This window comes from Stenotrophomonas sp. AC248, assembly GCF_979258185.1.
On the sequence record NZ_OZ409840.1, the window covers coordinates 531,644 to 557,614 of the forward strand.

The 25,971-nt window shown below is 68.2% G+C and carries 20 protein-coding genes, 1 pseudogene and 1 riboswitch; of the genes and pseudogenes, 9 read left to right on the plus strand and 12 right to left on the minus strand.

The features are described 5' to 3' along the window. Positions 1-96 precede the first annotated feature (96 nt). The gene (gene dinB / locus ACZ0AE_RS02390; RefSeq protein ID WP_463600303.1) at positions 97-1,179 is read left to right on the plus strand and encodes a DNA polymerase IV; all 1,083 of its coding nucleotides are present in this window, start codon (positions 97-99) and stop codon (positions 1,177-1,179) included. A gap of 426 nt (positions 1,180-1,605) precedes the next feature. On the opposite strand, the pseudogene ACZ0AE_RS02395 reads toward dinB, so the two are convergent. Both ACZ0AE_RS02395 and ACZ0AE_RS02400 read right to left on the minus strand, forming a co-directional pair. Continuing rightward, positions 1,606-2,521: pseudogene (locus ACZ0AE_RS02395) on the minus strand (MBL fold metallo-hydrolase). A gap of 116 nt (positions 2,522-2,637) precedes the next feature. Beyond that, complete coding sequence (locus ACZ0AE_RS02400; RefSeq protein ID WP_038690689.1) at positions 2,638-3,276, minus strand: NAD(P)-dependent oxidoreductase; 639 nt, start codon at positions 3,274-3,276, stop codon at positions 2,638-2,640. 97 nt (positions 3,277-3,373) lie between these two features. Here ACZ0AE_RS02400 and ACZ0AE_RS02405 point away from each other — a divergent pair, with 97 nt between their 5' ends. Then, positions 3,374-4,276, plus strand: coding sequence for a LysR family transcriptional regulator (locus ACZ0AE_RS02405; protein ID WP_463600304.1), 903 nt, complete (start codon positions 3,374-3,376; stop codon positions 4,274-4,276). Positions 4,277-4,465: 189 nt separating this feature from the next. Further along, positions 4,466-5,116 (plus strand): phosphoglycolate phosphatase, encoded by a 651-nt coding sequence (gph, locus tag ACZ0AE_RS02410; protein WP_463600305.1) that lies wholly within the window; start codon positions 4,466-4,468, stop codon positions 5,114-5,116. Between the two features lie 121 nt (positions 5,117-5,237). Here gph and btuB read toward each other — a convergent pair whose 3' ends face one another. After that, complete coding sequence (gene btuB, locus ACZ0AE_RS02415) at positions 5,238-7,079, minus strand: TonB-dependent vitamin B12 receptor (protein ID WP_463600306.1); 1,842 nt, start codon at positions 7,077-7,079, stop codon at positions 5,238-5,240. Positions 7,080-7,204: 125 nt separating this feature from the next. Further along, positions 7,205-7,430, minus strand: a riboswitch (cobalamin riboswitch). Between the two features lie 60 nt (positions 7,431-7,490). On the opposite strand from btuB, the gene ACZ0AE_RS02420 reads away from it, so the two are divergent. Further along, positions 7,491-8,153: a histidine phosphatase family protein gene (locus tag ACZ0AE_RS02420; RefSeq protein WP_244880140.1), complete on the plus strand. Its 663-nt coding sequence runs from the start codon at positions 7,491-7,493 to the stop codon at positions 8,151-8,153. 116 nt (positions 8,154-8,269) lie between these two features. Here ACZ0AE_RS02420 and ACZ0AE_RS02425 read toward each other — a convergent pair whose 3' ends face one another. Both ACZ0AE_RS02425 and ACZ0AE_RS02430 read right to left on the minus strand, forming a co-directional pair. Next, the gene (locus ACZ0AE_RS02425; protein WP_463600307.1) at positions 8,270-8,644 is read right to left on the minus strand and encodes a TfoX/Sxy family protein; all 375 of its coding nucleotides are present in this window, start codon (positions 8,642-8,644) and stop codon (positions 8,270-8,272) included. Further along, positions 8,641-9,123 carry a GAF domain-containing protein gene (locus tag ACZ0AE_RS02430; protein WP_038690679.1) on the minus strand — a complete coding sequence of 161 codons (483 nt, stop codon included), beginning with the start codon at positions 9,121-9,123 and terminating at the stop codon, positions 8,641-8,643. Before ACZ0AE_RS02430 ends, ACZ0AE_RS02425 begins: the two co-directional genes overlap by 4 nt. Positions 9,124-9,197: 74 nt before the next feature. Between ACZ0AE_RS02430 and bioD the strand changes: the two genes are divergently transcribed. After that, the gene (gene bioD / locus ACZ0AE_RS02435; protein WP_463602050.1) at positions 9,198-9,875 is read left to right on the plus strand and encodes a dethiobiotin synthase; all 678 of its coding nucleotides are present in this window, start codon (positions 9,198-9,200) and stop codon (positions 9,873-9,875) included. A 15-nt stretch (positions 9,876-9,890) separates the two neighbouring features. Here the strand turns inward: bioD and ACZ0AE_RS02440 are convergent, their stop codons facing one another. The 4 genes from ACZ0AE_RS02440 to msrB all read right to left on the minus strand — a co-directional run bounded on the left by ACZ0AE_RS02440 (position 9,891) and on the right by msrB (position 14,687). Then, positions 9,891-11,309 carry an aminotransferase-like domain-containing protein gene (locus tag ACZ0AE_RS02440; RefSeq protein ID WP_463600308.1) on the minus strand — a complete coding sequence of 473 codons (1,419 nt, stop codon included), beginning with the start codon at positions 11,307-11,309 and terminating at the stop codon, positions 9,891-9,893. A gap of 294 nt (positions 11,310-11,603) precedes the next feature. Continuing rightward, positions 11,604-12,350 carry a peptide-methionine (S)-S-oxide reductase MsrA gene (msrA, locus tag ACZ0AE_RS02445; RefSeq protein WP_463600309.1) on the minus strand — a complete coding sequence of 249 codons (747 nt, stop codon included), beginning with the start codon at positions 12,348-12,350 and terminating at the stop codon, positions 11,604-11,606. 16 nt (positions 12,351-12,366) lie between these two features. Next, positions 12,367-14,145, minus strand: coding sequence for a cytochrome c biogenesis protein DipZ (locus ACZ0AE_RS02450; protein ID WP_463600310.1), 1,779 nt, complete (start codon positions 14,143-14,145; stop codon positions 12,367-12,369). Positions 14,146-14,180: 35 nt separating this feature from the next. Next, on the minus strand, positions 14,181-14,687 hold the full coding sequence (gene msrB / locus ACZ0AE_RS02455) for a peptide-methionine (R)-S-oxide reductase MsrB (RefSeq protein ID WP_463600311.1): 507 nt from the start codon (positions 14,685-14,687) through the stop codon (positions 14,181-14,183). A 148-nt stretch (positions 14,688-14,835) separates the two neighbouring features. Between msrB and ACZ0AE_RS02460 the strand changes: the two genes are divergently transcribed. Further along, positions 14,836-15,555 (plus strand): response regulator transcription factor, encoded by a 720-nt coding sequence (locus ACZ0AE_RS02460; RefSeq protein WP_038690669.1) that lies wholly within the window; start codon positions 14,836-14,838, stop codon positions 15,553-15,555. After that, positions 15,552-17,036, plus strand: a complete 1,485-nt coding sequence (locus ACZ0AE_RS02465; RefSeq protein WP_463600312.1) for a sensor histidine kinase — start codon at positions 15,552-15,554, stop codon at positions 17,034-17,036. The genes ACZ0AE_RS02460 and ACZ0AE_RS02465 overlap by 4 nt, the downstream gene beginning before the upstream one ends. A 282-nt stretch (positions 17,037-17,318) precedes the next feature. On the opposite strand, the gene ACZ0AE_RS02470 is transcribed toward ACZ0AE_RS02465, so the two are convergent. Together ACZ0AE_RS02470 and queD are read right to left on the minus strand one after the other, a co-directional pair. Further along, complete coding sequence (locus ACZ0AE_RS02470) at positions 17,319-17,675, minus strand: phasin family protein (protein WP_038690664.1); 357 nt, start codon at positions 17,673-17,675, stop codon at positions 17,319-17,321. 185 nt (positions 17,676-17,860) lie between these two features. After that, positions 17,861-18,214, minus strand: coding sequence for a 6-carboxytetrahydropterin synthase QueD (queD, locus tag ACZ0AE_RS02475; RefSeq protein ID WP_038690662.1), 354 nt, complete (start codon positions 18,212-18,214; stop codon positions 17,861-17,863). A 188-nt stretch (positions 18,215-18,402) separates the two neighbouring features. On the opposite strand from queD, the gene ACZ0AE_RS02480 reads away from it, so the two are divergent. Continuing rightward, complete coding sequence (locus tag ACZ0AE_RS02480) at positions 18,403-21,048, plus strand: TonB-dependent receptor (protein WP_463602051.1); 2,646 nt, start codon at positions 18,403-18,405, stop codon at positions 21,046-21,048. 108 nt (positions 21,049-21,156) lie between these two features. After that, positions 21,157-23,739, plus strand: a complete 2,583-nt coding sequence (locus tag ACZ0AE_RS02485) for a M14 family zinc carboxypeptidase (protein WP_463600313.1) — start codon at positions 21,157-21,159, stop codon at positions 23,737-23,739. 443 nt (positions 23,740-24,182) lie between these two features. On the opposite strand, the gene ACZ0AE_RS02490 is transcribed toward ACZ0AE_RS02485, so the two are convergent. Then, a complete protein-coding gene (locus ACZ0AE_RS02490; RefSeq protein WP_447591737.1) occupies positions 24,183-25,586 on the minus strand; it encodes a DEAD/DEAH box helicase in 1,404 nt (467 codons plus the stop codon). Positions 25,587-25,971 lie beyond the last annotated feature (385 nt).

Here is a 25,971-nt window from a genome sequence, read left to right on the forward strand (position 1 = left end):
AAAACGCATGTTGTTGTTATGAAAAGACCATACTCAGGCGTGTGGCTGTAATCTTGTTCATCTACGCATCTGCTTCCAGGTCCGAGTCTTCCCGCCGTGTCTGTTCTGCGCAAAATCATCCATGTGGACATGGACGCGTTCTACGCGTCGGTGGAGCAGCGCGACGATCCGTCGCTGCGCGGCAAGCCGGTGGTGGTGGCGTGGAAGGGGGCACGCTCGGTGGTGTGCGCGGCGTCGTACGAGGCGCGGGTGTTCGGGATCCGCTCGGCGATGCCGGCGCTGCGTGCGGAGCGGTTGTGTCCGGATGCGGTGTTCGTGCCGCCGGATTTTGTGCGCTACAAGGCGGTGTCGCGGCAGGTGCGGGAGATTTTCCTGCGGCATACGGATCTGGTGGAGCCGTTGTCGTTGGATGAGGCGTATCTGGATGTGACGGTGCACAAGGGGGGGATGACGGTGGCGACGGAGATCGCGGCGATCATCCGTGGGGAGATCCGTGAGGAGACGTTGTTGACGGCGTCGGCGGGGATCGCGCCGAACAAGTTCCTGGCGAAAATCGCATCGGACTGGCGCAAGCCGGACGGTCAGTTCGTGGTGCCGCCGCATCGGGTGGAGCAGTTTCTGACGCCGCTGCCGGTGAACCGGGTGCCGGGGGTGGGGAAGGTGATGGCGGGGAAGCTGGCAGAGTTGGGGATCGTGACGGTGGGCGATCTGCGGTCATTGCCGCTGGAGGTGTTGGAGGGGCGCTTCGGGACGTTTGGTGCGCGGTTGTTCAATCGGGCGCGGGGGATCGATGAGCGGGCGGTGGAGCCGGACCAGCCGGTGCAGTCGATTTCGTCGGAAGATACGTTCGCGGAGGATCTGCCGTTGGAGGCGCTGGAGGCGGCGATCGTGGAGTTGGCGGGGAAGACGTGGCGGGCGACGCGGAAGACGGAGCGGGTGGGGCACACGGTGGTGCTGAAGTTGAAGACGTCGCAGTTCCGGATCATTACGCGGAGTTTTACGCCGGAGTCGCCGCCGGAATCGGGTGAGGAGTTGCGCGATATCGCGCTGGCGTTGCGGGCGCGGGTGGATCTGCCGGCAGAGACGCGGTATCGGTTGGTGGGGGTGGGGTTGGGCGGGTTCCGCGAGCGCGAGGCGGTGAGCCAGCCTGGGCTGTTTGATCATCTGGATGGCGAGTGATTTTCGCTTGTGGCGAAGAGCTAAAAGCTGAAGGCGAACAGCGATAAGCGAACAGCTGAGAGCCAGTGCGTTGGTGCGTGCTTGATGAGGGTCCGGGTGGCGCGGGTGGGTTGGCGGGACACGCCGTAAATCCATCCCTGGAGGCTCGTGGGCGCCATCCATGGCGCCCAACGGTCCCGCCAACCCACCCGCACCACCCCCTGATACTCGGTCGGCGCGTTGGGGCGGGCAACGGCGTCATCTGCGCAACGCGCGACGCTTATCGTGCACGTCATGCTTATCGTGCTTGGAAATTTCTGCTCGGTAGGGTCGCATCCCAATCGACTGCCGATACTCCGTCATCGTCCTGTTGTGGCATGACAATAATCAACGTTGCGCATTTTCTTTGATGCGTTACATCGCTTTTCTCTGTCGCGTGTCACACCATCACGGCCACTGCATTTCCCCCTTCGCGACCTTCGCACTGATCTCCAACGAACCCACACCTTGCAGGGTCGGGTAACGCTTTTTCATCGCGGCGATCAAGGCGTCCGCGTTCTTGCTGCGCGCGGTTTCTTCATCAAAGGCGCGGATGTAATCGGCGGTGAAGGTGAGGGCGGTGGCGTCGAGTGCGGCACCGCGGGCGTAGTGGCCGGGGATGACGCGGGCGGGCTTGAGGGCCGCGAGGGTGGTGAGGGTGGTCAGCCAGTCGGTGTGCGATTGGGGGCTTTGGGTGTCGGCCATCCAGACGTGTTCGCCGGCGACCACCGGGATGCCGCCGACGAGGGTGCGGAGGTTGGGTATCCAGAGCACGGTGCGGTCGGGGGTGGGGCCGTGGAGGCCGATGAGGGTCATCGGCTGGCCCTCGAGGGTGAGGGTGTCGCCCTGGAGGACGTCGGGGATGACGATGCGGCTGGGTTTGTCGGCGCCCATCTGCGGGCCCCAGTAGGCGAGTTTGCCGGCCTGGGTGGCGGTGATGTGGGCGACAGTGGGGGCGGTGGCGACGATGCGGGCGTGGGGGAAGGCGTCCTGCAGGGCTGGCCAGGCCGAAGTAATAATCGGGGTCGCCGTGGCTGATGTAGATGGTGGTCAGCTGCTTGCCGGACGCACGGATGCGCTGCACCAGCTGGGCGGCGTCGGACGCGGCGAACTGGGCGTCGACGAGGATCGCGTCGTGCTGGCCGGTGATCAGGGTGGAGGCTACGGAGAACAGGGCGGTGTCGCCGGGGTGGTATGGCTGCACCTGCAGCGCGTGGGCATCGGCGGTGGCCGCGGCGGCGTGGCTGATGGCCGGTGCGGTCACGCCGAGCGCGGTACCGAGCGTCAACGCCAGGGCCAAGGTGGTGCGGGAGAAGGTCGGCATATCAAGAATTCCTGTGCAGAACGGCCCCGGCATGACACCGGGGCCAGACGGCCCCGACATGACACTGGGACCGGTAGAGCCGACCGTTGGTCGGCTGCTCCAGATCGGCGGCTCGGTCAGTACGCAACCGTGGCGATCTGCCGCACGTACTGCGGGGTTTCAATCTCGCTGACGAAGGCGTCGGCGTAGTCGGGGTAGCTGATCCGGCTGTGGCCGTCATCGCCGACCAAGAAATTCGTCGCCTGGGTGCGGAAGCCACCGCGCTGCGGGCCGGGGCCGATCTCGGCGGCGGGCGAGTAGAAGGTCCAGTCCAGGTCGTCGACGGCCTGCAGCTGCTTGAGGGTGTCGCGCGCGGCCAGGGCGACCGGCTTGTAGGCATCCGGGAAGCCTTCGGTATCCACCAGCTGCACGCCGGGGGCGACTTCCAGGCTGCCGGCGCCGCCGACCATGATGAAGCGGGGCACGCCGGCCTGGCGCGCGGCCTTGACCAGCGCGGCGCTGGTGGTGGTCACGGTGCTGGGGGCATCACCCGGGCGCGGGCCGAAGGCGCTGGCCAGCACGTCGTGGCCGGCGATCACCGCAGCCAGGGCGTCGGTGTCGTCCAGCGCGGCGACGGCCAGCTGGGCGCCGTCCAGTTCGGCTGGCAGGTCGGTTTCACGGCGCACGATGGCGGTGACCTGGTGGCCGCGGGCGAGAGCCTGGCGGGCGATTTCACGGCCGATGTTGCCGGTGGCACCAACGAGGGCGATTTTCATGGGGGCAGGTCCGTTGAGGAAGGAAGGCCAGCGTATGCGCCTGGAATCGAACGAAAAACCGCGTATAACGGGCTAATTTGTTGCACGGATCGATCAAATGGACCGCATGACGGCGATGAACGTGTTCGTGGAGGTGGTCGAGCGCGGCAGCCTGACCGCGGCAGCCGACGCGTTGGACATGTCGCGGGCGATGGTGACCCGCTACCTGGCCGAGGTGGAGCGCTGGCTGGGCGCGCGGTTGCTGCACCGGACCACGCGCCGGATCAGCCTGACCGGCCCGGGCGAGGCGGCGCTGCTGCGGTTCCGGCAGATGCTGGCGATCGGCGATGAACTGCACGGCGAACTGGCCACCGACAACCCCGAGCCGCACGGGTTGATCCGGGTCACGGCGAGCGTGTCGTTCGGGCAGATCCACCTGGCCGCCGCGGTGGCCGACTTCGTCAAGCGGTATCCGCTGACGCGGGTGGAACTGCTGCTGGTGGACCGGGTGGTCAACCTGGTGGAAGAGCGCGTGGATATCGCGGTGCGCATTTCGCGCGCGATCGATCCGGCGCTGATCGCACGGCGGTTGGCACCGTGCCGCTCGGTGCTGTGCGCGGCGCCGTCGTACCTGGCCGAACGCGGTGCGCCAACCACGGCCGACGCGCTGGCCGCGCACAACTGCCTGACCCACCACTACGTGGGCAAGAGCGTGTGGCACCTGCAGCGCGATGGCCGCGCGATCGCGGTGGCGGTGGGCGGCAACATCAGCGCCAACGAAGCATCGCTGCTGCTGGAAGCGGTGCGCGCCGGCGCGGGCATCGCGATGCTGCCCACCTACCAGATCGCCCCGTTGCTGCGCAGTGGCGAGTTGATTGAAGTGCTGCCCGATTACCAGGTGGAAGGGCTGGGCATCCACGCGGTGTATGCCTCCCGCCGGCAGCTGCCAACGATCATGCGCAGCTTCCTGGATTTCCTGGTGGAACGCTTTGCCAGCCCGGAATTCCTGGCGCAGCTGTAAACGCGGCCCCGGTAGAGCCGACCGTTGGTCGGCTGCACTTGATCCGGCAACCGCGCATCAGCACGCCGCAACCGCAACCGCAGCGGGCGCGTGCAGCCGACCAACGGTCGGCTCTACCGGGGCGTGCATCGGCATCACACACGCACCTCCGTACAATGGCGCTTCCCTGCTGTGGAAGTGAGCATTGCCTTGTCGTATCCGTATCCGTTGGTGGTGTTCGATCTGGATGGCACGCTGGTGGACAGCGCGGCCGATATTGCCGAAGCGTTGAACCGCACGCTGCAGGACTGGCAGTTGCCCCGCGTGGCGGAGGCCACGGTACTGACCTGGATCGGCGATGGCGTGCGCCGGCTTGTCGAACAGGCATTCACCGCGGCCGGCAGTGATATCGATCTGGACACGGTCATGCCCGGTTTCATGCGGCACTACGAGGCCTGCCTGTTGCGCAGTCCGCGCCTGTTCGATGGTGTGGCCGAAACGGTTGCTGCCTTGCGCGAACGCGCGGTGACGCTGGCGATCTGCACGAACAAACCGTCCGCGCTGGTGGCGCCGTTGCTGCAGCACTTCGGGCTGCAGGATCAGTTTGCGCTGGTGCTGGGCGGCGATTCGCTGCCGGAACGCAAGCCCAGTGGTGCGCCGTTGCGGCATATCGCCGCTCAGTTCGAGGTGGCCGTCGAGGCCGCCTTGATGGTGGGCGATTCGATCACCGATTACCGCGCGGCGGTGGATGCAGGCATGCCGGTGGCGCTGGTGCGCTATGGCTATCCGCGCGGGCTCGACCTGGACAACGTCGAGGCGGTGGCCGTGGTGGATGATCTGCGGGAATTGCTGGTGCTGTAACCGGCGGCGGATAACGCGTGTGCCGACCAACGGTCGGCACCTACCAGGTTCAATGATTGTGCCGACCAACGGTCGGCACCTACCGAGGGTGGGACGGCGGCAGTGCCGCCGTCCAGATCCCTTATTTCGGCTGGTAGCGCACGCTCAGGCGGTACTCGCGGCCGGGCTGGTTGTACCAGGCCACCGTTTCGTAATCGCGGTCGAACACATTGCTGACCCGGCCGAGCACCGACCAGTCGCGGCTCAGTGCGTATTCCAGGCGCAGGTCGAGCGTGCCGTAACCGGCCAGGCGCACGGTGTTGGCGGCGTTGTCGTAGCGCTTGCCGGCACCGTTGGCGGTCACGCCGGCGCGGAAGCCACCGAAGCTGCGGTCAATGTCCAGGCGCGCGGTGTTCTGTGCGCGGCGGGCCAGCCAGTTGTCGAACTGCGCGCTGCCGTTGGTGCGGTTGCGCGGATCGGTGTGGCTGAGCTGGGCGTTCACGTCGAACCCGGCCAAGGTGATGCCACCGGTCAACTCGGCACCGCGGATGCGCGCCTTCTCCACCTGCGACATCATGAAGGTGGTGGAATCGTAGGTGATCAGGTCATCGATGCGGGTTTCGTACACGTCCAGGCCCCAGCGCCAGCCCTCGCCCTGCTGGGCGATGCCGACGTTGGCGCTCTTCGATTTTTCCGGGTCCAGGCCCGGCACGCCACTCCACGGGTCGTACAGGTCGCTGAAGGTCGGGGCCTTGAACGCGGTGCCGTAGCTGGCGTTGAGGCGGAACCCGCTGCCCAGCTCCAGGCCCCAGCCCAGGCTGCCGGTGGTGTGGTTGCCGAACTGCTCGTTGTCGTCGTTGCGCACGCTGGCCTGCAGGTGGTGCGCGCCGAAGCGGCCCTGGTACTGCACGAACACGCCGGTATTGTCGCGGCTGTCGACCAGGTAGCCGGCGCTGCTGCCGTCCAGGTTGTCCTGGCTCCAGTCCACGCCGGCGCTGAGCAGCTGGCCCTCGGCGATGCCCACGTCGGCCTGCACCGAGGCGCTGTTGCGGTGGGTCTGCGCCGCACCCAGCCAGGTGCTGCCGTTGTAGTTGTCCGATTCGTTGTCGGCACGCCCGACGTTGGCGGTCAGGGTGAAGCGCTCGCTGGGGGTGTAACGCACCTTGCCGCCCAGCACCTGCTGCAGCGTTTCCGAATAGTTGTAGTAACCGTCGTAGTGGTTCTCGCCTTCGGCGCGCAGCGCGGTCCCTTCCACGCTCAGCGCATCGGTCAGCGCGTAACCGCCGCGCAGGCTCATCGACAGGTTGCGGTAGCCGTCGCGGTCGGGCTCGTCGGCACCGCAGCCAGCGAAGGTCGCGGCATCGCCGCGGCACGAGTTGATACCGTCGGTGTGCTGGTAGGCGATGTCGGTGCCAAACCAGCCACGCGCGCCGCTGCCGCCGAAGCCACCGCTGGCTTCGCGCAGGCCGTTGCTGCCGCCGCCCACCTGGAAGTGCGGGGCGAAGGTGCCGGCGTTACGGCGGGTGAAGATCTGGATCACGCCACCGATCGCGTCGGCACCGTACAGGCTGGACTGCGGCCCGCGCACGATTTCGATGCGCTCGATCTGCGCCAGCGGCAGGTCCTGGATCATGGCCAGGCCCAGGTCGCCGGTGTTGATGCGCACGCCGTCCACCAGCACCAGGGTGTGGGCCGAGTTGGTGCCGCGCAGGAACAGCGAGCTCTGCTTGCCCAGCCCGCCACTGTTGTTGAGGTTGATGCCGGCGCGGCCACGCAGCAGGTCCTGCAGCGACGGCGCCTGGCTGCGCTCGATCTCGGCGCGGTCGATCACCTGCGCCGGGGAGATGCTGTCCTGCAGGGCGATCGGGGTGCGGGTGGCGGTGACCAGGACCTGGTCCAGCGCGGTCGCCTCGTCCTGGGCCGACGCCAGCAGGGGCAGGGCCGACAGCACGGCCAGGGAAAGGACTTGGATCTGCAGCTTCATCGATGACTCCATGCACCGCGCACGCCCGCGCGGCAAGGGGTGGGGATGATCGCGCTGCAGGGATGGATCGACGGTGGGCGGACACGCGCACGGCGCCGCTTGCCGCCGCCATGCCCGCCGCATCGCAACCAGTCGTCTTCCAGGCCGGTCTCCGGGCTTGCGGGCCGATGGCCAGGGCCATCGCACCCGGCGCCTTCCCATGCGCAAGCACAGTGGCGTAATGCCGGGTGTTTCCACGCTTACCGTTGCGGGGGCAGCGCCGGAGTGGCAGGCAAGGGTCTGCTGCGTCACCGGCTTCCCGTTTCAACCTGCCGGCATGCGCCGCAGGTCACCTGGAAGTGCGCGCAGTGTAGAGCAAAGGCCTGGCTGCGGCAGCCGGCGCGGCGGGGTGGCACGGAGCGAGCGGTTAGAATGCCCCTCGTTCCACGATGTGATGCCCATGACCCCTTCGAGGTTGCAGCACCGTTCCGCTCCATCCACCGCGCAGGCAGCGGCGTGATCCTGGACCTGATCCGCCACGCCAGCACCGGCCGTGACGGCCACCTGGACGGGCGCACCGACCCCGTGCTGGAAGACGGCAGTACCGACGCCCTGTGCGCACGCTATGCGGGGCTGCCCTGGCAACGCGTGGTGAGCTCGCCCCGCCAGCGTGCGCTGGCCACTGCCGATGCGCTCGCGTTGCCGCACGGGGTGGAAGTGGTGGCCGACGAGGAGTGGGCCGAACTCGACTTCGGCGACTGGGATGGGCAGGCGCTGCATGAGCTGCCGATGCAGGAGCTGTCGGCGTTCCACCTGGACCCGCACGCCAACCCGCCACCGCACGGCGAAAGCTGGGGCCACTTCGAGCGCCGCATTGCCCGTGGCCTGCACCGGTTGCTGGATGACCCCGACCCGCTGCCCACCCTGATCGTCAGCCATGGCGGCCCCTTGCGGATGGTGCTGTCGCAGGTGTGTGGCCTGCCGATGGCAATGTGCTGGGCACTGCGCATCGACCACGGCACCCGCCTGCAGCTGCGCGTGGAGCGCGAGGACGACCGCCTGTGGGGCGAACTGCTGGAACTGCAGCAGCCTTGATCGCGTGCGGTGCGCACCGGCTCTACGACAGCCGGTTGCGCGGTGAACAATGGGCGCATGGCGATGCGTTGTTCAAACCGGGGTCTCTGTACCCGGAGGCGCGGCAGAGCCCGGCTCTACGCGGTCTCGTCGTCCGGTTCGAACGGCGGCACGTCGTCGGCGTCGGCTTCATCATCGCGACGTTCGGCGGTGCGGTCGTAGACCGGGCCGGACGCCGGGGGTGCCTTTTTCAGCGGCTTGTCGGCAATGATGGCCTCGTACTCGGCCACCAGTTCGGTGCGGCGTGCTTCGGGCAGTTCCTGCCAATGGCAGTCCTGCAGCGCGCCTTCCAGCGAGTAGAGCAGGTTGAGGCTGGGCTTGAAGCCGGCGCGGCGCACCTTCACGAACGCGCCGACCGCGCCGATCGCGATCAGCTCCTCGGGCGTGCGCAACCCGACCTGGCGCAGCCAGGCTGCGCTCTTGGGACCGATGTTGCGCAGCTTGGTGCTCATCCCAGGGCCTCGACGAACACCGCGGCGATCGCCTCCAGGCCGGCCTGGTCGTCGGCGTCGAACCGCGCCAGCGAGGGGCTGTCCAGGTCGAACACGCCGATCAGGGTATCGCCGTGGACCAGTGGCACCACCAGTTCCGAGCGCGACGCCGAATCACAGGCGATGTGGCCGGGGAAGGCATCCACGTCTTCAATGCGCTGGGTCACGCGCTGGCTGGCCGCCGCGCCGCACACGCCCTTGTCCAGCGGGATGCGCACGCAGGCCGGCAGCCCCTGGAACGGGCCGACCACCAGCTCGGTGCCGTCGAAGAAGTAGAAGCCCACCCAGTTCAGGTGCGGCAGGGCGTGGTAGACCAGGGCCGACAGGTTGGCCGCATTGGCGATGCGGTCGCGCTCGCCGTGTACCAGTGCGCGGGCCTGGGCCAGCAGCTGGCCGTACTGTTCCGGCTTGCTGCCGGTGAGCGTGGAAGTATCGAACATGCCCGGAGTCTAGCAAGCAGCAGGCCGCGCCGGGACCGTCGATAATGCACCGCTCCTTCCCGATCCCGGCCGTGATGACCGCCTACCCGCTTCCCGCCCTGTATGTCACCGGTACCGATACCGGCATCGGCAAGACCTTCAGCAGCTGCGTGCTGCTGCACGCGCTGCGCCAGCGCGGTGGCACGGCGGTGGGGATGAAGCCGGTGGCCAGCGGCTGCGAGCGCACCGCGCACGGGTGGCGCAACGAGGATGCCACCGCGCTGCTGGCCGCCAGCCAGCCGGTGCCGGCCTACGCCGACCTCAACCCGTACGCGCTGCCCCTGCCGCTGGCGCCCGAGCTGGCCGCCGCCGACGCCGGCGTGCAGCTGGCGCTGGACCCGATCGAGGCGGCCTTCGGGCGGTTGCGCGCACAGGCCGACACGGTGGTGGTGGAGGGCGTGGGCGGCTGGCTGGCACCGCTGTCGGCCACGCTGGACCAGGCCCACCTGGTACACGCGCTGCAGCTGCCGGTGGTGATGGTGGTGGGCCTGCGGCTGGGTTGCCTGAACCATGCGCGCCTCACCGCGGCGGCGATCGCGGCCAGCGGGGCCACCTGCATCGGCTGGATCGGCAACGAGGTCGACCCGCAGATGGCGCGCATCGACGACAACATGACCATGCTGCACGACCGCCTTGCGATGCCGTGCCTGGGCCGCCTGCCCTTCGCGCCCGGGGCCGATCCGGCCGGGCTGGCCGGGTGCCTGCAGCTGTAACCGCGGGGCTTGGACTCAGGCATCGCGCAGGGCGCAGGCCAGCTGCCCCAGCGTGGCGATCGCGTCCACGTACGGCGCGTCCAGTTCCTGGCAGCACGACAACCGCAGGCAATGCCGGTAGCGCGCGCCGCGTGAGTACACCTGGCCGGGCATGAACACCACGCCGCGCGCCAAGGCCTGTTCGAACAGCGCGCCAGTGTCGATGCCGGCCGGCAACTCCACCCACAACAGGAAGCCGCCGGTGGGCTGGGTGGCCAACGTGCCGGCCGGGAAGTGCTGGGCGATCAACGCGCGCACGCGTCGCACCTGGTCGTTGTACAGGCGGCGCAGCGTGCGCAGGTGGTGCTCGTAGCTGCCCGCTTCCAGGAACGCGCCCACGGCCTCGCCGAGCAGGCGCGGCTCGGCCCCGGTGGACTGGAACTTGAGCAGCTGGATGTCGGCGGCGAACCGCCCTGCGTCCAGCCAACCGATGCGGTAGTCCGGCGCCAGTGTCTTGGAGAAGCTGCTGCACACCATTACCCAGCCGTCTTCATCGAAGGATTTCAGCAGCGGCGCCAGCGGCTCCTGGAACTGCAGTTCGGCATACACCGCGTCTTCGATGAGGGGAATGCGGTAGTGGTTGACCAGCGCGGCCAGGCGCTGCTTTTCGGCCACGGGCATGGTGCAACCGAGCGGGTTGTGCACGGTGGGCATGGCCACGATCGCACGCAGCGCACCGCGTTCCAGCTGCGCGGCCACGGCATCCACGTCCAGCCCACGGCGCGGATCGGTGGGCAGCTCGATGGCCTTCAGGCCCAGATTGCTGAGCAGCGGGTACAGGTTGAAGTAGGACGGCGCCTCGATCCCCACCGCATCCCCGGGCCGCGTCACCGCGCGCAGGGCCAGCTGCAGCGCTTCCATGGCGCCATGGGTGAGGACCAGGCGCTCGGTGCTGGTGTGCAGGCCCAGCCGTGGCCCGCGCCGCACGATCTGCTCCAGCAGCCGGGTGGCCGCATTCGGGCGGGCATAGGTTTCCACCATGCCGGCGCGGCGCAGCACCTGCGCGGTACTGCGCGCCAGTTTGTCGCCGGGATAGAAGCGACGCCCGCGCGGGCCGGCGAAAGCCAGGTCGACGATGCCCGGTTGCTGCTGCGCGGCCAGCACCCGCGCCATCATCAGCTGTTGGGCCTGGGTGGTGGCCAGCGACGGCGCCTGGCGCAGCGAGCGGGTCGGTTCGGCCAGGCGCGGGCTGACCACGAAGCCGGCCTTGGGCCGCGGTACCACCAGGCCGGCATCTTCGAGCTGGCGATAGGCAGCAATGACGGTGTTGAGGCTGAGCTGGCGCTGCGCCGCCAGGCCACGCAGCGAGGGCAGGCGGGTGCCCACCGGCAACCGACCGCTGTGGATGGCATCGGCCATTTCATCGGCCAGGGATTGGTAAAGGTTGGCTGCCATGGGGAGAGTCCGCCGCAATCTGTAACCGTGCGGATGGCCGGAAGCTGGCTCTGTATCCGCTGCTGCGCGCAGCCTAGCATGCTCCCTCCCGCGCAGTGCGTCCCGCCGCTGCGCGTCCCGGACTTCCCTCGTGCACGGCGGTGCCGTGTTGCGCCGTGCACTTTTTTCGACCCCGTCCGGGTAGAGCCGACCGTTGGTCGGCTGCACGTATCCCGGCACCCAAAGGCAGGCGAGCAACGGTCGGCTCTACCCCAAAGGCAGCCGACCAACGGTCGGCTCTACCCGGGGCATTTTTCAGCGCGCCGACAGTGTGGACACCAGCCGCGGCGTGTCGCGGTACAGGGCCGGGTACTGGCGCTTGAGCGCCTCCACCTTCGGCAGGTCGTTGATGCGGATGTACAGCGACTCCGGGTGCAGGGTGAGGTAGTTCTGGTGGTAGCCCTCGGCCGGATAGAAGCGCTTGCCGCCCTCAACCGTGGTCACCACCGGGACGCGGAACGCCTTGGCGCGCTGCAGCTGTGCGATATACGCCTGGGTGGCATCGCGCTGCCCGGCATCGTCGGCAAACACCGCCGAACGATACTGCGTGCCGCGATCAGGTCCCTGGCGGTTGAGCTGGGTGGGGTCGTGGGCCACCGAGAAGAACACCTGCATCAGCTGCCCGTAGCTCACCTTCGACGGGTCGTAGGTGACCTGCACCGCCTCGGCATGGCCGGTGCCGCCGCTGCCCACGCGCGTGTAGCTGGCATCGCCCGCGCTGCCGCCGATGTAGCCGGACACCGCGTTGTCCACGCCGTTGATGTGCTGGAACACGCCCTGCACGCCCCAGAAGCAGCCGCCGGCAAACACCACCTGCGCGCGCTTGATGCCGGGCGGCTTGAAGTCGGCCGTGCCGGTGGGCGCAGGCAGCGTCACCAGCGCCTGCGCCTGCGACGTGGCCGCCTGCGCCGGGCGGTCCAGGCTGACCACCGCGGTAATGGTCATCGCCGCGATCACCGCCGCGATGCTGCCGGCCACCAGTTTGTCCATTGCGATCTTCATCGAAGGCCTCCAGGGCTCAACCGAACGTAAAGGCATAGGCATGCACGCCCGGATCAAGGAACTCGATCTCGAAGGTGCGTTCACGAACATCGCCGCGCTGGCGGATCAACTGGTACAGCCGGTGCTCGCCGACCTGGCCGCTGCCATCGGCCGACACATCGCCCCCGGCGGCCGCGCCCGGCGGCTGGCCGTCGATGCGCACGCGGTAGCGCAGTGGTTTGCCATCCACGGCCGGGGCCAGCACCAGGTGCAGGTCGCGGGCATGGAAGCGGAAGGCGATCCGGCCACCGGCTGCGTCCAGGTGTGCGTCTTCCTCGCCCACCGTCCAGCGCCCACCCAGCGCCCACTGGTTCAAGCGCAAGGTGGCCGGCACGGTGTAGTCGGTGGCACGGTCCGGCTGCTGCCCGCCAGGCGAGGCGAAGCTCTGCGCGCGCGCGTGGCCAAGGTAGGTCTCCGGCGACTTCAGGTTGCGCATGTCGGCCTGCTGCTCGATGCCATCACGCGGCGCGGCGGCGGCCATCGCCATGGCCTGCGCCGGTTCGTCGGGCAGGGTGTTGCCGGCTTCGCGCAGCAGCTGGCGGATGATCTGCTCGGACGGCGCGTAATTGCCTTCGCCGAAGTGGTGCGCACGGATGCGGCCTTCCGCATCGATGAAGTAGTGCGCGGGCCAGTAGCGGTTGTTGAAGCCGCGCCAGATCGCAAAGTCGTTGTCGATCGCCACCGGGTAGGTGACCTTCAGGTCCTTCACCGCGCGCTGCACGTTGCCCAGGCTGCGCTCGAAGGCGAACTCCGGGGCGTGCACACCGATCACCACCAGGCCGTGGTCGCGGTAACGCTCGGCCCACTCGCGCACGTACGGCATGGCGCGCAGGCAGTTGATGCACGAGTAGGTCCAGAAATCGACCAGCACCACCTTGCCGCGCAATGCCTCGGCGCTCAGCGGCGGGCTGTTGAGCCAGCCGGTGGCGCCGGCCAGCGAGGGCAGGGTGCCTTCCACCGGCAAGGGCGCGCCGGCTGGCGCGTTGGCGGCCATCATCATCATCGAACCGCCCGCGGCCGGTTCCTGCCCCGGCAGCACGTCCAGCAGGCCCTGCTCGAGCTTGGCCGTGCTCACCGTGGACAGCCGGGTCAGCACGCCGGTGTCCCAGCCCATGCCGATCGCGACCACCGCCAACAGCGCGGCCACACCGAGCGCGCGGCGGATCCACTCGCCCACGCCCAGGCGCTGCTTGAGCGCGGCAAACACGCGCCCGCCGATCCAGATCGCCAGGGCCAGCGACGTGGCGGCGCCGAGCGCATAGGCCAGCAGCAACCCGCTGGTGCCGACGCTGGCGCCATTGAGCGCCGCGCCGGTGAGGATCAGCCCCAGGATCGGCCCGGCGCACGGTGCCCAGAGCAGGCCGGTGGCAATGCCGATCAGCAGCGAGGTGCCCACCCCGCCGCGCCCGGCATCACTGGCCGCATCGGCCGAGGCACTGAGCCGCGCGCCCAGCCGCTGGAACGGCGACAGCAGGCGGTTGGCCAGCGACGGCCACAGCAGCGCCAGCGCGAACACCGCCATCACCACCAGCGCGATCCAGCGCCCGATCTGGTTGGCCTGGGCCACCCACTGGCTGCCCACCGCGGCCAGGCTGGCCACCACCGCGAACATCAGCGTCATGCCCACCAGCAGCGGCAGGCCGCTGCGCAGGAAGGGGCGGTCCGAGCGGGCGAACACGAACGGCAGCACCGGCAGGATGCACGGGCTGAGGATGGTAAGTACGCCGCCAAGATAGGCCAGGACAAGCAGGAACATGGTCAGATCCTTCCAGGATGCAGGGGAAGCGGCGCTCAGGCCGCGGTGAAGCGCATCGCCACGCCGTTCATGCAGTAGCGCAGACCGGTGGGGCGTGGACCGTCGTCGAACACATGGCCCAGGTGGCCACCGCAGCGTCGGCAGTGGGCCTCGATGCGGATCATGCCCAAGGTGGTGTCGCGGTCTTCTTCTACGGCGCCGTGCAGGGGCGCCCAGAAGCTGGGCCAGCCGGTGCCGCTGTCGAATTTGGTGGACGAGGAAAACAGTGGCAGCGCGCAGCCGGCGCAGCTGAAGGTGCCGCGTCGGTGCTCCTTGTTGAGCGGGCTGCTGTAGGGCCGTTCGGTGCTCTGGCGGCGCAGCACGGCGTAGGCGGCCGGGCTGAGCTGTTCGCGCCACTGCGCGTCGGTGCGCATCACCTCGAAACGGCGCGTGGGGCCCGCCGGTGCGGCCGGTGCCGGGCCGCTGCATGCGGTCAGGCCGAACAGGCCGGCGGCGGCCGTCATGGCGCCCATGCCGAGCACATTGCGACGGGTGTAACGCATGGCCGATCTCCTGGGATGGAAACGATGCGGCCATGCTGCGCCCGGGCCGGTCAACGAATCCTCACGCAGGGTTAAATTTTCCGTGACACATCCGGGCCCGGATCGGCCGACAATGCAGCCTGTTCCCCCTACCGGCCCGCCCGCACCGATGAGCAGCGCCAAGCGTGTCCTGATCGTCGAAGACGATGTCCATATCGCCAACCTGCTGCGCATGCACCTGCGCGACGAAGGCTATGAGGTCACCCACGCCGCCACCGGCGACGAGGGCCTGGCCCTGCTCGAAGCGCAGCCCTGGAGCGCGCTGGTGCTGGACCTGATGCTGCCGGGCGTGGACGGGCTGGAGATCTGCAAGCGTGCCCGGGCGATGGCGCGCTATACGCCGATCATCATCACCAGTGCGCGGGCCAGCGAAGTGCATCGCATCCTGGGCCTGGAACTGGGCGCCGACGACTACCTGGCCAAACCCTTCTCGATGCTGGAACTGGTGGCGCGGGTGAAGGCGCTGCTGCGGCGCGTGGAGGCCATGGCGCAGAACGCCCGCATCGATGCCGGTGAAACCGAGGTGGCCGGGCTGCGCATCGACCCGGTTGCACGCACCGCGCAGGTGGAAGGCCGCCCCTTGGAACTGACCCCGCGCGAGTTCGACCTGCTGTATTTCTTTGCCCGGCATCCGGGCCAGGTGTATTCGCGCATGGACCTGCTCAACCAGGTCTGGGGCTACCAGCACGACGGCTACGAGCACACCGTGAACACCCACATCAACCGGCTGCGCAACAAGATCGAACGCGACCCGGCCGCGCCGCAGCGCATCCAGACGGTGTGGGGGCGAGGCTACAAGCTGGTCGACACCGACGGGGACGCCGCATGATCCGCCTGACCTTGTCCCAGCGCCTGTCGGTGGTGTTCTGCGCGCTGCTGCTGGCCTGCTGCGGCGCGCTGCTGTGGATCCAGATGCGCAGCACCGCCATGCACGAACAGGAAACCGTGCAGCGGCTGTCGCGCGGGCTGGCCGAGCACATCGCACGCAGCGGCGAACTGATGGACGCACGCGGCATGCGCGGCGGCGAAGTGCGCGCGCTGTTCGGCAAGCTGATGGCGGTCAACCCCAGCGTCGAGGTCTACCTGCTCGACGACGAAGGCCGCATCCTCGGCCACGACGCGCCCGACGGCCACCTCAAGCGCGACCGCGTGGACCTGGCCCCGGTGCAGGCGCTGCTGCACGACGAGCCCCTGCCTATCCTCGGCGACGACCCGCGCAGCGCGACCGGCCGCAAGGTGTTCAATGCCGCACCGTTGTGGGTGCAGGGCCGCCAGGCCGGCTATATCTACGTGGTGCTGGTGGGCGAGCAGCGCGAGGCGCTGGCGGCCAACATCGCCGCCAATGCGACCCTGCGCACCACGCTGTGGTCGCTGGCCATCGTGGCGGTGGTCGGGCTGCTGGCCGGCGTGGTCGCGTTCCGCTGGGTGACCCGCCCCCTGCGCCAGCTGACCCGGCGCATCCAGGCTTTCGACGTGGACGCCGCCGGTGCCGGCACGCCGCTGCCACCCACCCCGCTGCGGGCCGGGGAGCGCGACGAGCTGGCGATCCTGCAGCACAGCTTCGGGCACATGGGCCAGCGCCTGGGCGAACAGTGGCAGCAGCTGCGCGAACAGGATCTGCAGCGGCGCGAGCTGGTGGCCAACATTTCCCATGACCTGCGCACGCCGTTGTCGTCGCTGCATGGCTACCTGGAAACGCTGGCCTTGAAGGACGCCACGCTGGGCGCCGACGAACGCCAGCGCTACCTGGGCATCGCATTGGCGCAAAGCCGCAAGGTGGGCGCGCTGGCACAGGCGTTGTTCGAACTGGCACGGCTGGAGCACGGCGGGGTCAGCCTGGACCTGCAGGCGTTCTCGCTGCCCGACCTGGTCCAGGACGTGTTCCAGAAGTTCGAGCTGGCTGCGCAGGCACGCCGGCAGACGCTCACCGCCGACATTCCGCCGGGGCTGCCCGCGGTCGTGGCCGACCTGGGGCTGATCGAGCGCGTGCTGACCAACCTGCTGGACAACGCGATCCGGCACACGCCCGAAGGCGGCCGCATCGAAGTGGTGCTGCGCGCGCAGGACGGCGAGGTGCAGGTGGCCATCGCCGACACCGGCCCGGGCATCGCGCCCGAGCGTCGCGCGTCGTTGTTCAGTACGCCGCCGGCGCTGGGCAGTGCGCGCCCGGACAGCGGCGGGCTGGGGCTGCTGATCGTGCATCGCATCCTGCAACTGCATCACCGGCAGATCCGCCTGATGGACAGCCGCGAAGGCGCGTTGTTCGTGTTTACGCTGCCCACCACAGCCGGCAAGGCCACCCACCCGTAGAGCGGGGCTCTGCCCCGCTGCTCCCGATCCCGCGGTGAACCTGCCGGGCAGAGCCCGGCGCTACGGAAACGTGCGACCCGCCCACGCGTAGAGCGGGGCTCTGCCCCGCTGCTACCGGATCCCGCGGTGCACCCGCCGGGCAGAGCCCGGCGCTACGCGGCGCGCCATCCTGGCGATGGCACACCGGAACGCGCCCAAAAAAAGACCCGACAGAGGGAGGGTTCTGTCGGGTCTGGGATTGCGTGGGGGGAGGGACCCACGCAAATTCGATGCGGGTGTGGCTCAGCGCTTGGCAGCGCCCGCCTTGGCAGGGGCATCCGCGGACGGACCCCGGACCAGCTCGCTGAACGCCTCGGAGGCTTTCAGCCCCAGGTCAACCACGTCCTGGTGGGCACGGGTCCAACGGGCGAGGTTGTCACGGGCCAGCTGCGCGCCCTTGGGCAACAGCGTGCCGGGTTCCTGTGACTGCGCGATTTCACCGAAGAACCCGCTCGTGGCGGTGATGTTCTTTTCCAGCGTCTTCAACTGCACGCCGAACATGCTTTCGGCATTTTCCAGTGCGAGCCGATTGGCACGCGTGGCCGTGGCGGCCAGCTGGCGGGTGTAGTCGCTGAAGGAATCGGTGAACGCGGACGCCATGGGAGCGGCTCGAGAACGTTGATGCAATGCAGCATACGCCGAAAATATTGCATTGCAACATCTTGTTGCCAGTTATGGTCCGGTTTCAGTTAAACCGGTTTCCAATCAATGGGTTGCGCAGGCTTGCAGGCGATGATGATGGGTCGGGAGCCGACCAACGGTCGGCTCTACCGCGCGCTGCCGGGTCAGCCGCGGTAGCGGCAGCCGGAGGTGCAGGTTTCGTGGACGGTCACTTCGCTCAGCTGCGGCAGGGCCGGCTTGAGTTCGTTCCAGATCCAGATCGCCAGGCGCTCGCTGGTCGGATTCTCCAGGCCCGGGATGTCGTTGAGGTAGTGGTGGTCCAGGCGGTCGTAGATCGGCTGGAAGGCCGCCTTGACGTCGCCGAAGTCCATGATCCAGCCGGTCTGCTCGCCGGGTTCGCCTTCCACTTTCAGTTCCACCCGGAACGAGTGCCCGTGCAGGCGCGCGCACTTGTGGCCCGGCGGCACGTTGGGCAGGCGGTGGGCCGCTTCGAGGGTAAAGACTTTGAAGATTTCCATGCCGCCATTGTAGCGGGCGGCCCATGCCGGCGTGGGGGCGGGACATGGATGCAGGCGAAACAAAATCTATCCATCCGGATGAAGAGATGGTAGTTTCTCTTATATCCGTATGAAGAGATGTTATTGGCCGGTTCATGGCCAGGCATGGACTACTGCGGAACTTGTCGTCCACCACCCCACTGAAGTTCATGCCCAAGCACACCCTTCTTGTAGCAGCGTTGTCTGCTGCTCTGGCCACGCCTTTGCCTGCGTTTGCCGATACCGCCACCGATGCCACCGCTGCCGGCGACAGCAAGACCCTTGCCGCCGTGCGCGTCACCGGCTCCAACATCAAGCGCACCGACACCGAGTCGGCCAACCCGGTCCAGGTGATCGACCGCCAGCAGCTGGAGGAGACCGGCAAGGCCACCGTCGCCGACCTGCTGCGCTCGATCTCCGCCAACACCGGCAACGCCAACAACGAGACCACCAACAACGGCTGGGCGTCCGGCTCGGCCGGCATCGGCCTGCGCGGCCTGTCGCAGAAGAACACGCTGGTGCTGCTCAACGGCCGCCGCCTGGCCAACTACGGCTTCCCGGCTGGCGGCCTGTCGGACACCTTCGTCAACCTCAACGCGCTGCCGCTGGTGGCCGTGGAACGCATCGAGGTGCTCAAGGACGGCGCCTCGGCGGTGTACGGGTCGGACGCCGTGGCCGGCGTGGTCAACATCATTACCCGGCAGAATTTCCAGGGCGCCGAACTGGGCGGCAGCCTGGGCACCGCCGACCAGGGCGGACTGGACGAGCAGAACCTGAAGTTCATCGGCGGCATCGGTGACCTGGACGCCGACGGCTACAACATCCTGGTCAGCCTGGAAGGCTACAACCGCGAACGCCTGGACCAGGACCAGCGCGACCTCACCAAGTCGGGCATCTACACCGACAAGCCCGGTGGCCGCTGGAACGGCTGGTCGGCCAAGGGCGCGCGCTATCTGGTCAACGGCACCTCGGTGCCGATGCTCGACGCCAGCGGTAACTGCCCGCAGGGCACCACGCTGGTGGCCAGCGCGCCGATCGACGGCCTGGCCGGCAACACCTGCGGTTTCAACCAGGCGCCGTACACCACGCTGATCCCGTCGACCAAACGCTACCAGGCCTACGTCAACGGCACCTTCCGGGTGAACGACAACGTCGAAGCCTTCGGCGAGGTGCTCTACAGCGACATCAAGGGCGTGTCCTGGTTCGGCAGCAGCCCGTTCTTCACCCTGGAAAGCGGCCGCTTCGCGCTCAACGCCGATACCGGCCTGGCCGAGCCGGTGTCGTCCAACCTGCCGGCGAGCAGCCCGTACAACCCGTACGGCCGCGCGGTGCCGATCGAGTACACCTTCTTCAACCTCGGCCCGACCATCAAGACCAACCGTTCGCAGGCCTACCGCGGCCTGGTCGGGCTGCGCGGCAGCCTGCAGAACTGGGACTGGGAAGTGGGCGCGTTCGGCGCACGCAGCAGCGAGCGCGAGACCGTGTCCGGCGGCTTCGCCAACCGTTACGCGCTGGCCGATGCGCTGGCCAGCGGCAGCTACAACCTGCTCAACCCGTCGGCCACCGCGCCGGAGGTGCTCAACGCGATCAACATCAGCACGCTGCGCCCGGCCGAGTCGGTGCTGCAAGGCGTGGACGCGAAGATTTCCGGCGCGCTGGGCCACACCTGGGCCGGTGAGATCGGCTTCGCCGCCGGTGCCGAATGGCGCCGCGAGAAGCTCGACTCCAACAACCCGTGGCAGATCGATGCCGGCCTGCAGATCCGCCCGGCCATCGCCGAAGTGCACGGCGAGCGCAAGGTCACCGCCGCCTATGCCGAAGTGAACGTGCCGCTGGCCGAGCGCCTGGAGCTGCAGGCGGCCGCACGCGCCGACCACTACAGCGACTTCGGCGATGCGTTCTCGCCCAAGCTCAGCCTGCGCTGGCAGCCGTGGGACATCCTGCTGGTGCGTGCGGCCGCCTCCAAGGGCTTCCGCGCGCCGTCGCTGTCGGAGAACTCCAACAGCACCAGCATCGCCTACGGCAGCGTGATCGACCCGCGTGATCCGGACGTGCCGGGCTCGCGCCAGAACCCGACCTTCTTCACCGTGGGCAACAATGACCTCAAGCCCGAGCGCACCAAGAGCTTCAACGCCGGCATCGTGCTCTCGCCGTGGTCCAACACCAGCCTGAGCGTGGACTACTACCGCATCGAGCTGGAGAACCTGGTCGGGACCAACAACACCCAGACCCTGGTCACCGACGATGTACCCGGTGCGGTGCTGCGCGACGACCGCGGCAAGCTGCTGGCGGTCTACAACCGCTACCAGAACCTGAGCGAGCTGAAGACCTCCGGCTTCGACGTGGAATTGCGCCAGCGCTTCCCGACTGCGCGCGCCGGTGACTTCGCGCTCAGCAGCGCCTTCACCCACGTGCGCAATTACAGCCGCCCCACGGTGGTCGGTGGCCCGCTGGTGGACTACGCCGGCAGCAACCTCGGTGCGACCCTGCCCAAGAACAAGGCGACCACCACCTTGGACTGGAGCTACGGCGACTTCCGCACCGCGCTGACCTGGTACTACACCAGCGGCTATGACCAGAAAGCCAGCGCAGCGGCCACTGCCGTGCAGGACCGCGTGGATGCCTACAGCCAGTTCGATCTGTACCTGGCCTACACCGGCATCGAGAAGCTGACCGTGTACGCCAAGATCCAGAACCTGGCCGACGAGGAACCGCCGTACGACGCGTCCTTCCCGGGTATCCGCGCGCCGTACGACTTCAGCCAGTACGACCTGCGCGGCCGTTACTTCACGGTGGGCTTCGACTACCGCTTCTGAACCTGCGGGCCGGTCGCCTTCGGGCGCCGGCCCGGCACCTGGCTGCACCGGAGCGTGCGCATTCAACGGGGCCGGCGGAGAGGCCGGCCCGCTTCATGGGGAACTGCTGTGTCTTTGCATCGTGTCGTGTCACGTCCCATCACCTGGCTGGTGGGCGCGTTGTGGTTGCTGGCCGCGCCAGCGTTCGCGCAGAGCGCGTATTTCTTCCCGCAGGGCGGCGAGTTCGACCCGTCCATTCCCACCCCGCAGCAGTTCCTCGGCTACGAGATCGGCAGCCGCTACACGCGGCACGACCAGCTGGTGGCCTACTTCAACGAACTGGCCAGGCACTCGGACAAGATCAAGGTCGAGCAGATCGGCAGCAGTTACGAGGGCCGCCCGCTGGTGATCGCCATGGTGACCTCAGCGCAGAACCAGCAGCAGCTGGAAACGCTGCGCCGCCAGCACGTCACCCTGGCCGATCCGGCCCAGCCGCTGAGCGCGGCCGGCAGCAGCCCGGTGGTGGTGTGGCTGGGCTACAGCGTGCACGGCAATGAAACCTCCAGCGGCGAAGCCGCGCTGCTCACCGCCTACTACCTGGTGGCCAGCCGCAGCGCCGACACCGCGCAGTGGCTGCAGCAGGCAGTGGTGCTGTTCGACCCGGCGCAGAACCCGGACGGGCGCGACCGCGCGGCCAGCTGGCACAACGCCTATGCCTCTTCGCCGGCCTCGGCCGATCCGGCCGACAAGGAACATGTCGAACCGTTCCCGCAGGGCCGTACCAATCATTACTTCACCGACCTCAACCGCGACTGGCTGGCCCTGACCCAGCAGGACACGCGGCCGAAGATCGCTTACTTCCACCGCTGGTATCCCAACGTCCAGATCGATTTCCACGAGATGGGCAAGGACAGCACCTACTACTTCGAACCGTCGCCGGCGAGCATGCACAGCCCGCTGTTGCCGGCCTCGTCGTACGCCTTCAACAAGACGCTGGCCAAGTACCACGCGCAGGCGCTGGATGCGCTGGGTTCGCTGTATTACACGGGCGAGAACTTCGACAACTTCTCGCCGGTGTACGGCTCCACCTATCCGGACTTCCACGGCGCGGTCGGCGTCACTGTGGAACAGGCCAGTTCGCGCGGTCGCGTGCAGGAATCGGTCAACGGCCTGTTGACCTTCCCCTTCACCATCCGCAACCAGGTGGCCACCGGGCTGGGCACCATCCGCGGCGCGGTGACCGAGCGCGATGGCCTGCTCAAACTGCAGAAGGAGTTCTTCCAGTCGGCGCTGAAGCAGGCCGGCCAGCAGCCGGTGAAGGCGTTCGTGTTCGGCGACGCGCACGATCCGGGCCTGACCGCCAAGCTGTTGGACCTGCTGTTGCAGCACCAGATCACGGTGGAGGCCTTGAGCACCGCCGTGACCGTGGAGGGGCAGCGCTTCGAGCCGGGCAGCGCCTACGTGGTGCCCACCGCGCAGCCGCAGTTCCGGCTGGTCCATTCGATCTTCGCCGACACGCCGCCGATCAAGGGTGACGTGTTCTACGGCAGCACCTCCTATGCGATCGCACCGGCCTACGGCGTGGCGTTTGCCGGCAGCCGCAGCCGTATCGGCGGTGGCCAGCGCGTGGCAGCGGTAGCGCCGGCCCAGGGCGGCGTGGTGGGCGGGCAGGCCGGTTACGCCTATGTGCTGGACTGGCGCGACTACAACGCCAGCCGCGCGCTGTACGCACTGCAGGCACGGGGCCTGCTGACCCGGGCCGCGTTCCAGCCGTTCACCGTCGCCACCGCCGATGGCGAGCAGGCGTTCGCACGCGGCAGCGTGGTGATTCCGGTGGCCGGGCAACCGCTGGCCGGCGCGGCGCTGCTGGCGGCGGTCGACGAGGCCGCACGTGCTGCCGGCGTGCGCGTGCAGGCGCTGGCCGGTGGCCAGAGCCGCAGCGGCATCGACCTGGGCAGCGACAGCGTCAAGGCGCTGCGCAAACCGGCCGTGGCGCTGGTGATGGGCGAGGGTGTCAGTGCCACTGAGATCGGCTCGGCCTGGTTCGTGCTCGACCAGCAGGTGCAGCTGCCGGCCAGCAAGCTTGATCCGGCCCAGCTCGGCAAGGTGGAACTGGATCGCTACACCACGATCGTGCTGGCCGGTGGCACCTACACCGGCGTGGACGCGGCAGCGGTGGCCGCACTCAAGCGCTGGATCAACGCGGGCGGGTCGCTGGTGACCTACGGCACCGCCGCGCGCTGGGCGATCGAACAGAAGCTGGCCGATGAAGTGCTGGGCGAAGACGAGAAGGAACCCGACGCAGCGCGGCGTGCCTTCGGCGACCAGCGCGACATTGCAGCAATCGAGCGGGTGAGCGGCAACATCCTCAGTGCGCAGGTGGATACCAGCCATCCGCTGGGCTTCGGCCTGCCGCGCACGCAGCTGGCGATCAACAAGGAAAACGGCATCCGCTTCAAGCCCAGCCGCAATCCGTTCTCCACCGTGGTTCGCGTGGATGAAACGCCGCGCGTCAACGGCTACCTGTCCGAGACCAACCGCAACCGCGTGGCCGGTGCCGCCTGGCTGCTGGTATCGCCGCAGGGGCAGGGCAACGTGGTCCTGTTCGCCGACGACCCGGCACACCGCAAGTACTGGCACGGCACCGAGCGCCTGCTGTTGAACGCCATCTTCTTCGGCAACCAGCTCAACCCGACCAAACAACGCGGCTGACGGTAGAGCCGACCGTTGGTCGGCTGCGACAATGCTTCCCGGGTAGAGCCGACCGTTGGTCGGCTATCGCCATGCCCGAGCGGAGAGCAGCCGACCAACGGTCTCTCTACGCCGCACCCATTCGCTCGAGTCGGCCATCGCAATGCCCCCGAGGTAGAGCCGACCGTTGGTCGGCTATCGCCATGCCCGAACGGAACACAGCCGACCAACGGTCGGCTCTACGCCGCAGGCATCCGGTCGAGTCGGCTATCGCAATGCCCCCGAGGTAGAGCTGACCGTTGGTCGGCTATCGCCATGCCCGAGCGGAGAGCAGCCGACCAACGGTCGGCTCTACCCCGCAGCCATCCGCTCGAGTCGGCTATCGCAACCACCCCGGATTCAATCCAAAAAAAGGGCGACGCATGAAGCGTCGCCCTTTTCTGTCTCAGCGGTCCGCGAACGGATCAGCTGGCGCGAGCGCCACCGCCGCCCTGGCCGCGGCCACCACCGCCGCCATTGCCACCGCCACGGCGCTGGCCCTGCGGCTGGCCGCCACGCGGGGCGCCGCGACCGGCACCATCACGCTGGCCGCCACCGGTCTTCTTCGGACCGGCATGGGCGTGGCGCGGGGCCTCGGCATGCGGACGACGCGCGTGCTTGCGCGGCGAGCGATCGCCACCCGGCAGTTCGGCCTTGCCCGGCGCGCTGTTGCCCCAGCGGATCGGGGTCTGCGGCTCGAAGCCCGGCACGTCGCGGATGTCCATGTCCTTGTCGAGCAGGCGCACGATCTGGCGCAGCAGCTTGGCTTCGTCCTGGGCCACCAGCGAGATCGCCTGGCCGGTCGAGCCGTTACGGCCGGTACGGCCGATGCGATGCACGTAATCCTCGGCCACCATCGGCAGGTCATAGTTGATGACCTTCGGCAGCTCGTTGATGTCGATACCGCGCGCGGCGATGTCGGTGGCCACCAGCACGGTCACGCGGCCGGCCTTGAAGTCGCCCAGCGCACGCAGGCGCTGGCCCTGGCTCTTGTTGCCGTGGATCGCCGCGGTCTTGATGCCCGACTTGTCCAGGAACATGGCCAGCTTGTCGCAGCCGTGCTTGGTACGGCCGAACACCAGGGTCTGCTCACGGCTGTCCTGGGCCAGCAGGTGCAGCAACAACTCGCGCTTGCGCGGGCCATCGACCGGGTGCACGCGGTGGCTGATGTTCTCGGCAACGGTGTTCTTCGGCGTGACCTGGATCTGCTCCGGGTTGCGCATGAACTCCAGCGCCAGCTGCTTGATGCTCTCTTCGAAGGTCGCCGAGAACAGCAGGGTCTGGCGGTTCTGACGCGGCAGCTTGGCGAGGATCTTCTTGATCGACGGCAGGAAGCCCATGTCGAGCATGCGGTCGGCTTCGTCCAGCACCAGGATTTCGATGCCGGAGAGGTCGACGCTGCGACGCTCGATGTGATCGATCAGGCGGCCCGGGCAGGCGACCAGCAGGTCCACGCCACGGCGCAGCACGTCGAACTGGTTGCCCATGCCGACGCCGCCGTAGATGCAGGCGCTCGGAATGCGCAGGTACTTGCTGTAGCCGCGCAGACTGTCATGCACCTGGGTGGCCAGCTCGCGGGTCGGGGTCAGCACCAGTGCACGCGGACGACGCGGGCCATCGACGGCCTGCGGGTTGGTGCCCAGGTGCTGCAGCAGCGGCAGGCCGAACGCGGCGGTCTTGCCGGTACCGGTCTGTGCGCCGGCCAGCAGGTCGCGGCCTTCCAGGGCGAGCGGGATGGCCTGCTCCTGGATCGGGGTGGGGGTTTCGTAGCCCTGCTCGGCCAACGCGCGCAGCAGGAACGGGGCAAGGCCCAAGGATTCAAAAGACATCGGGTGGAAGCTCCAAAGACAAAGTAACGCCAGGCCGAATGGCCGGACGCGAGGCAGATCAAGGTGATCGGCTGACTCGGAGCGTTCCCGTAAACCGCGCTGCGAGAATTGGGTGCAGCCGGCGCGGTGCGCAGACTGGAATGCATGACGAATGGCGTCGGAGTGGGGGCGGGCGACGGATCGATGATCCATATCGCCGGCGATCCCGAAGGGAAACGGACGGCCGCTGCAGACCCGCATAGTCTAGCGGATGTTTGAGATCCATACCAAATTGGCCTGTTCAGGTTGGGAGGGGGGCGGGCTGCGCCCGGGGGCTGCAACGGCCACAGCCACAGCAACGGCAACGGCAACGGCAACGGCAACGGCGCGGGTGTGCGGGGGGAGG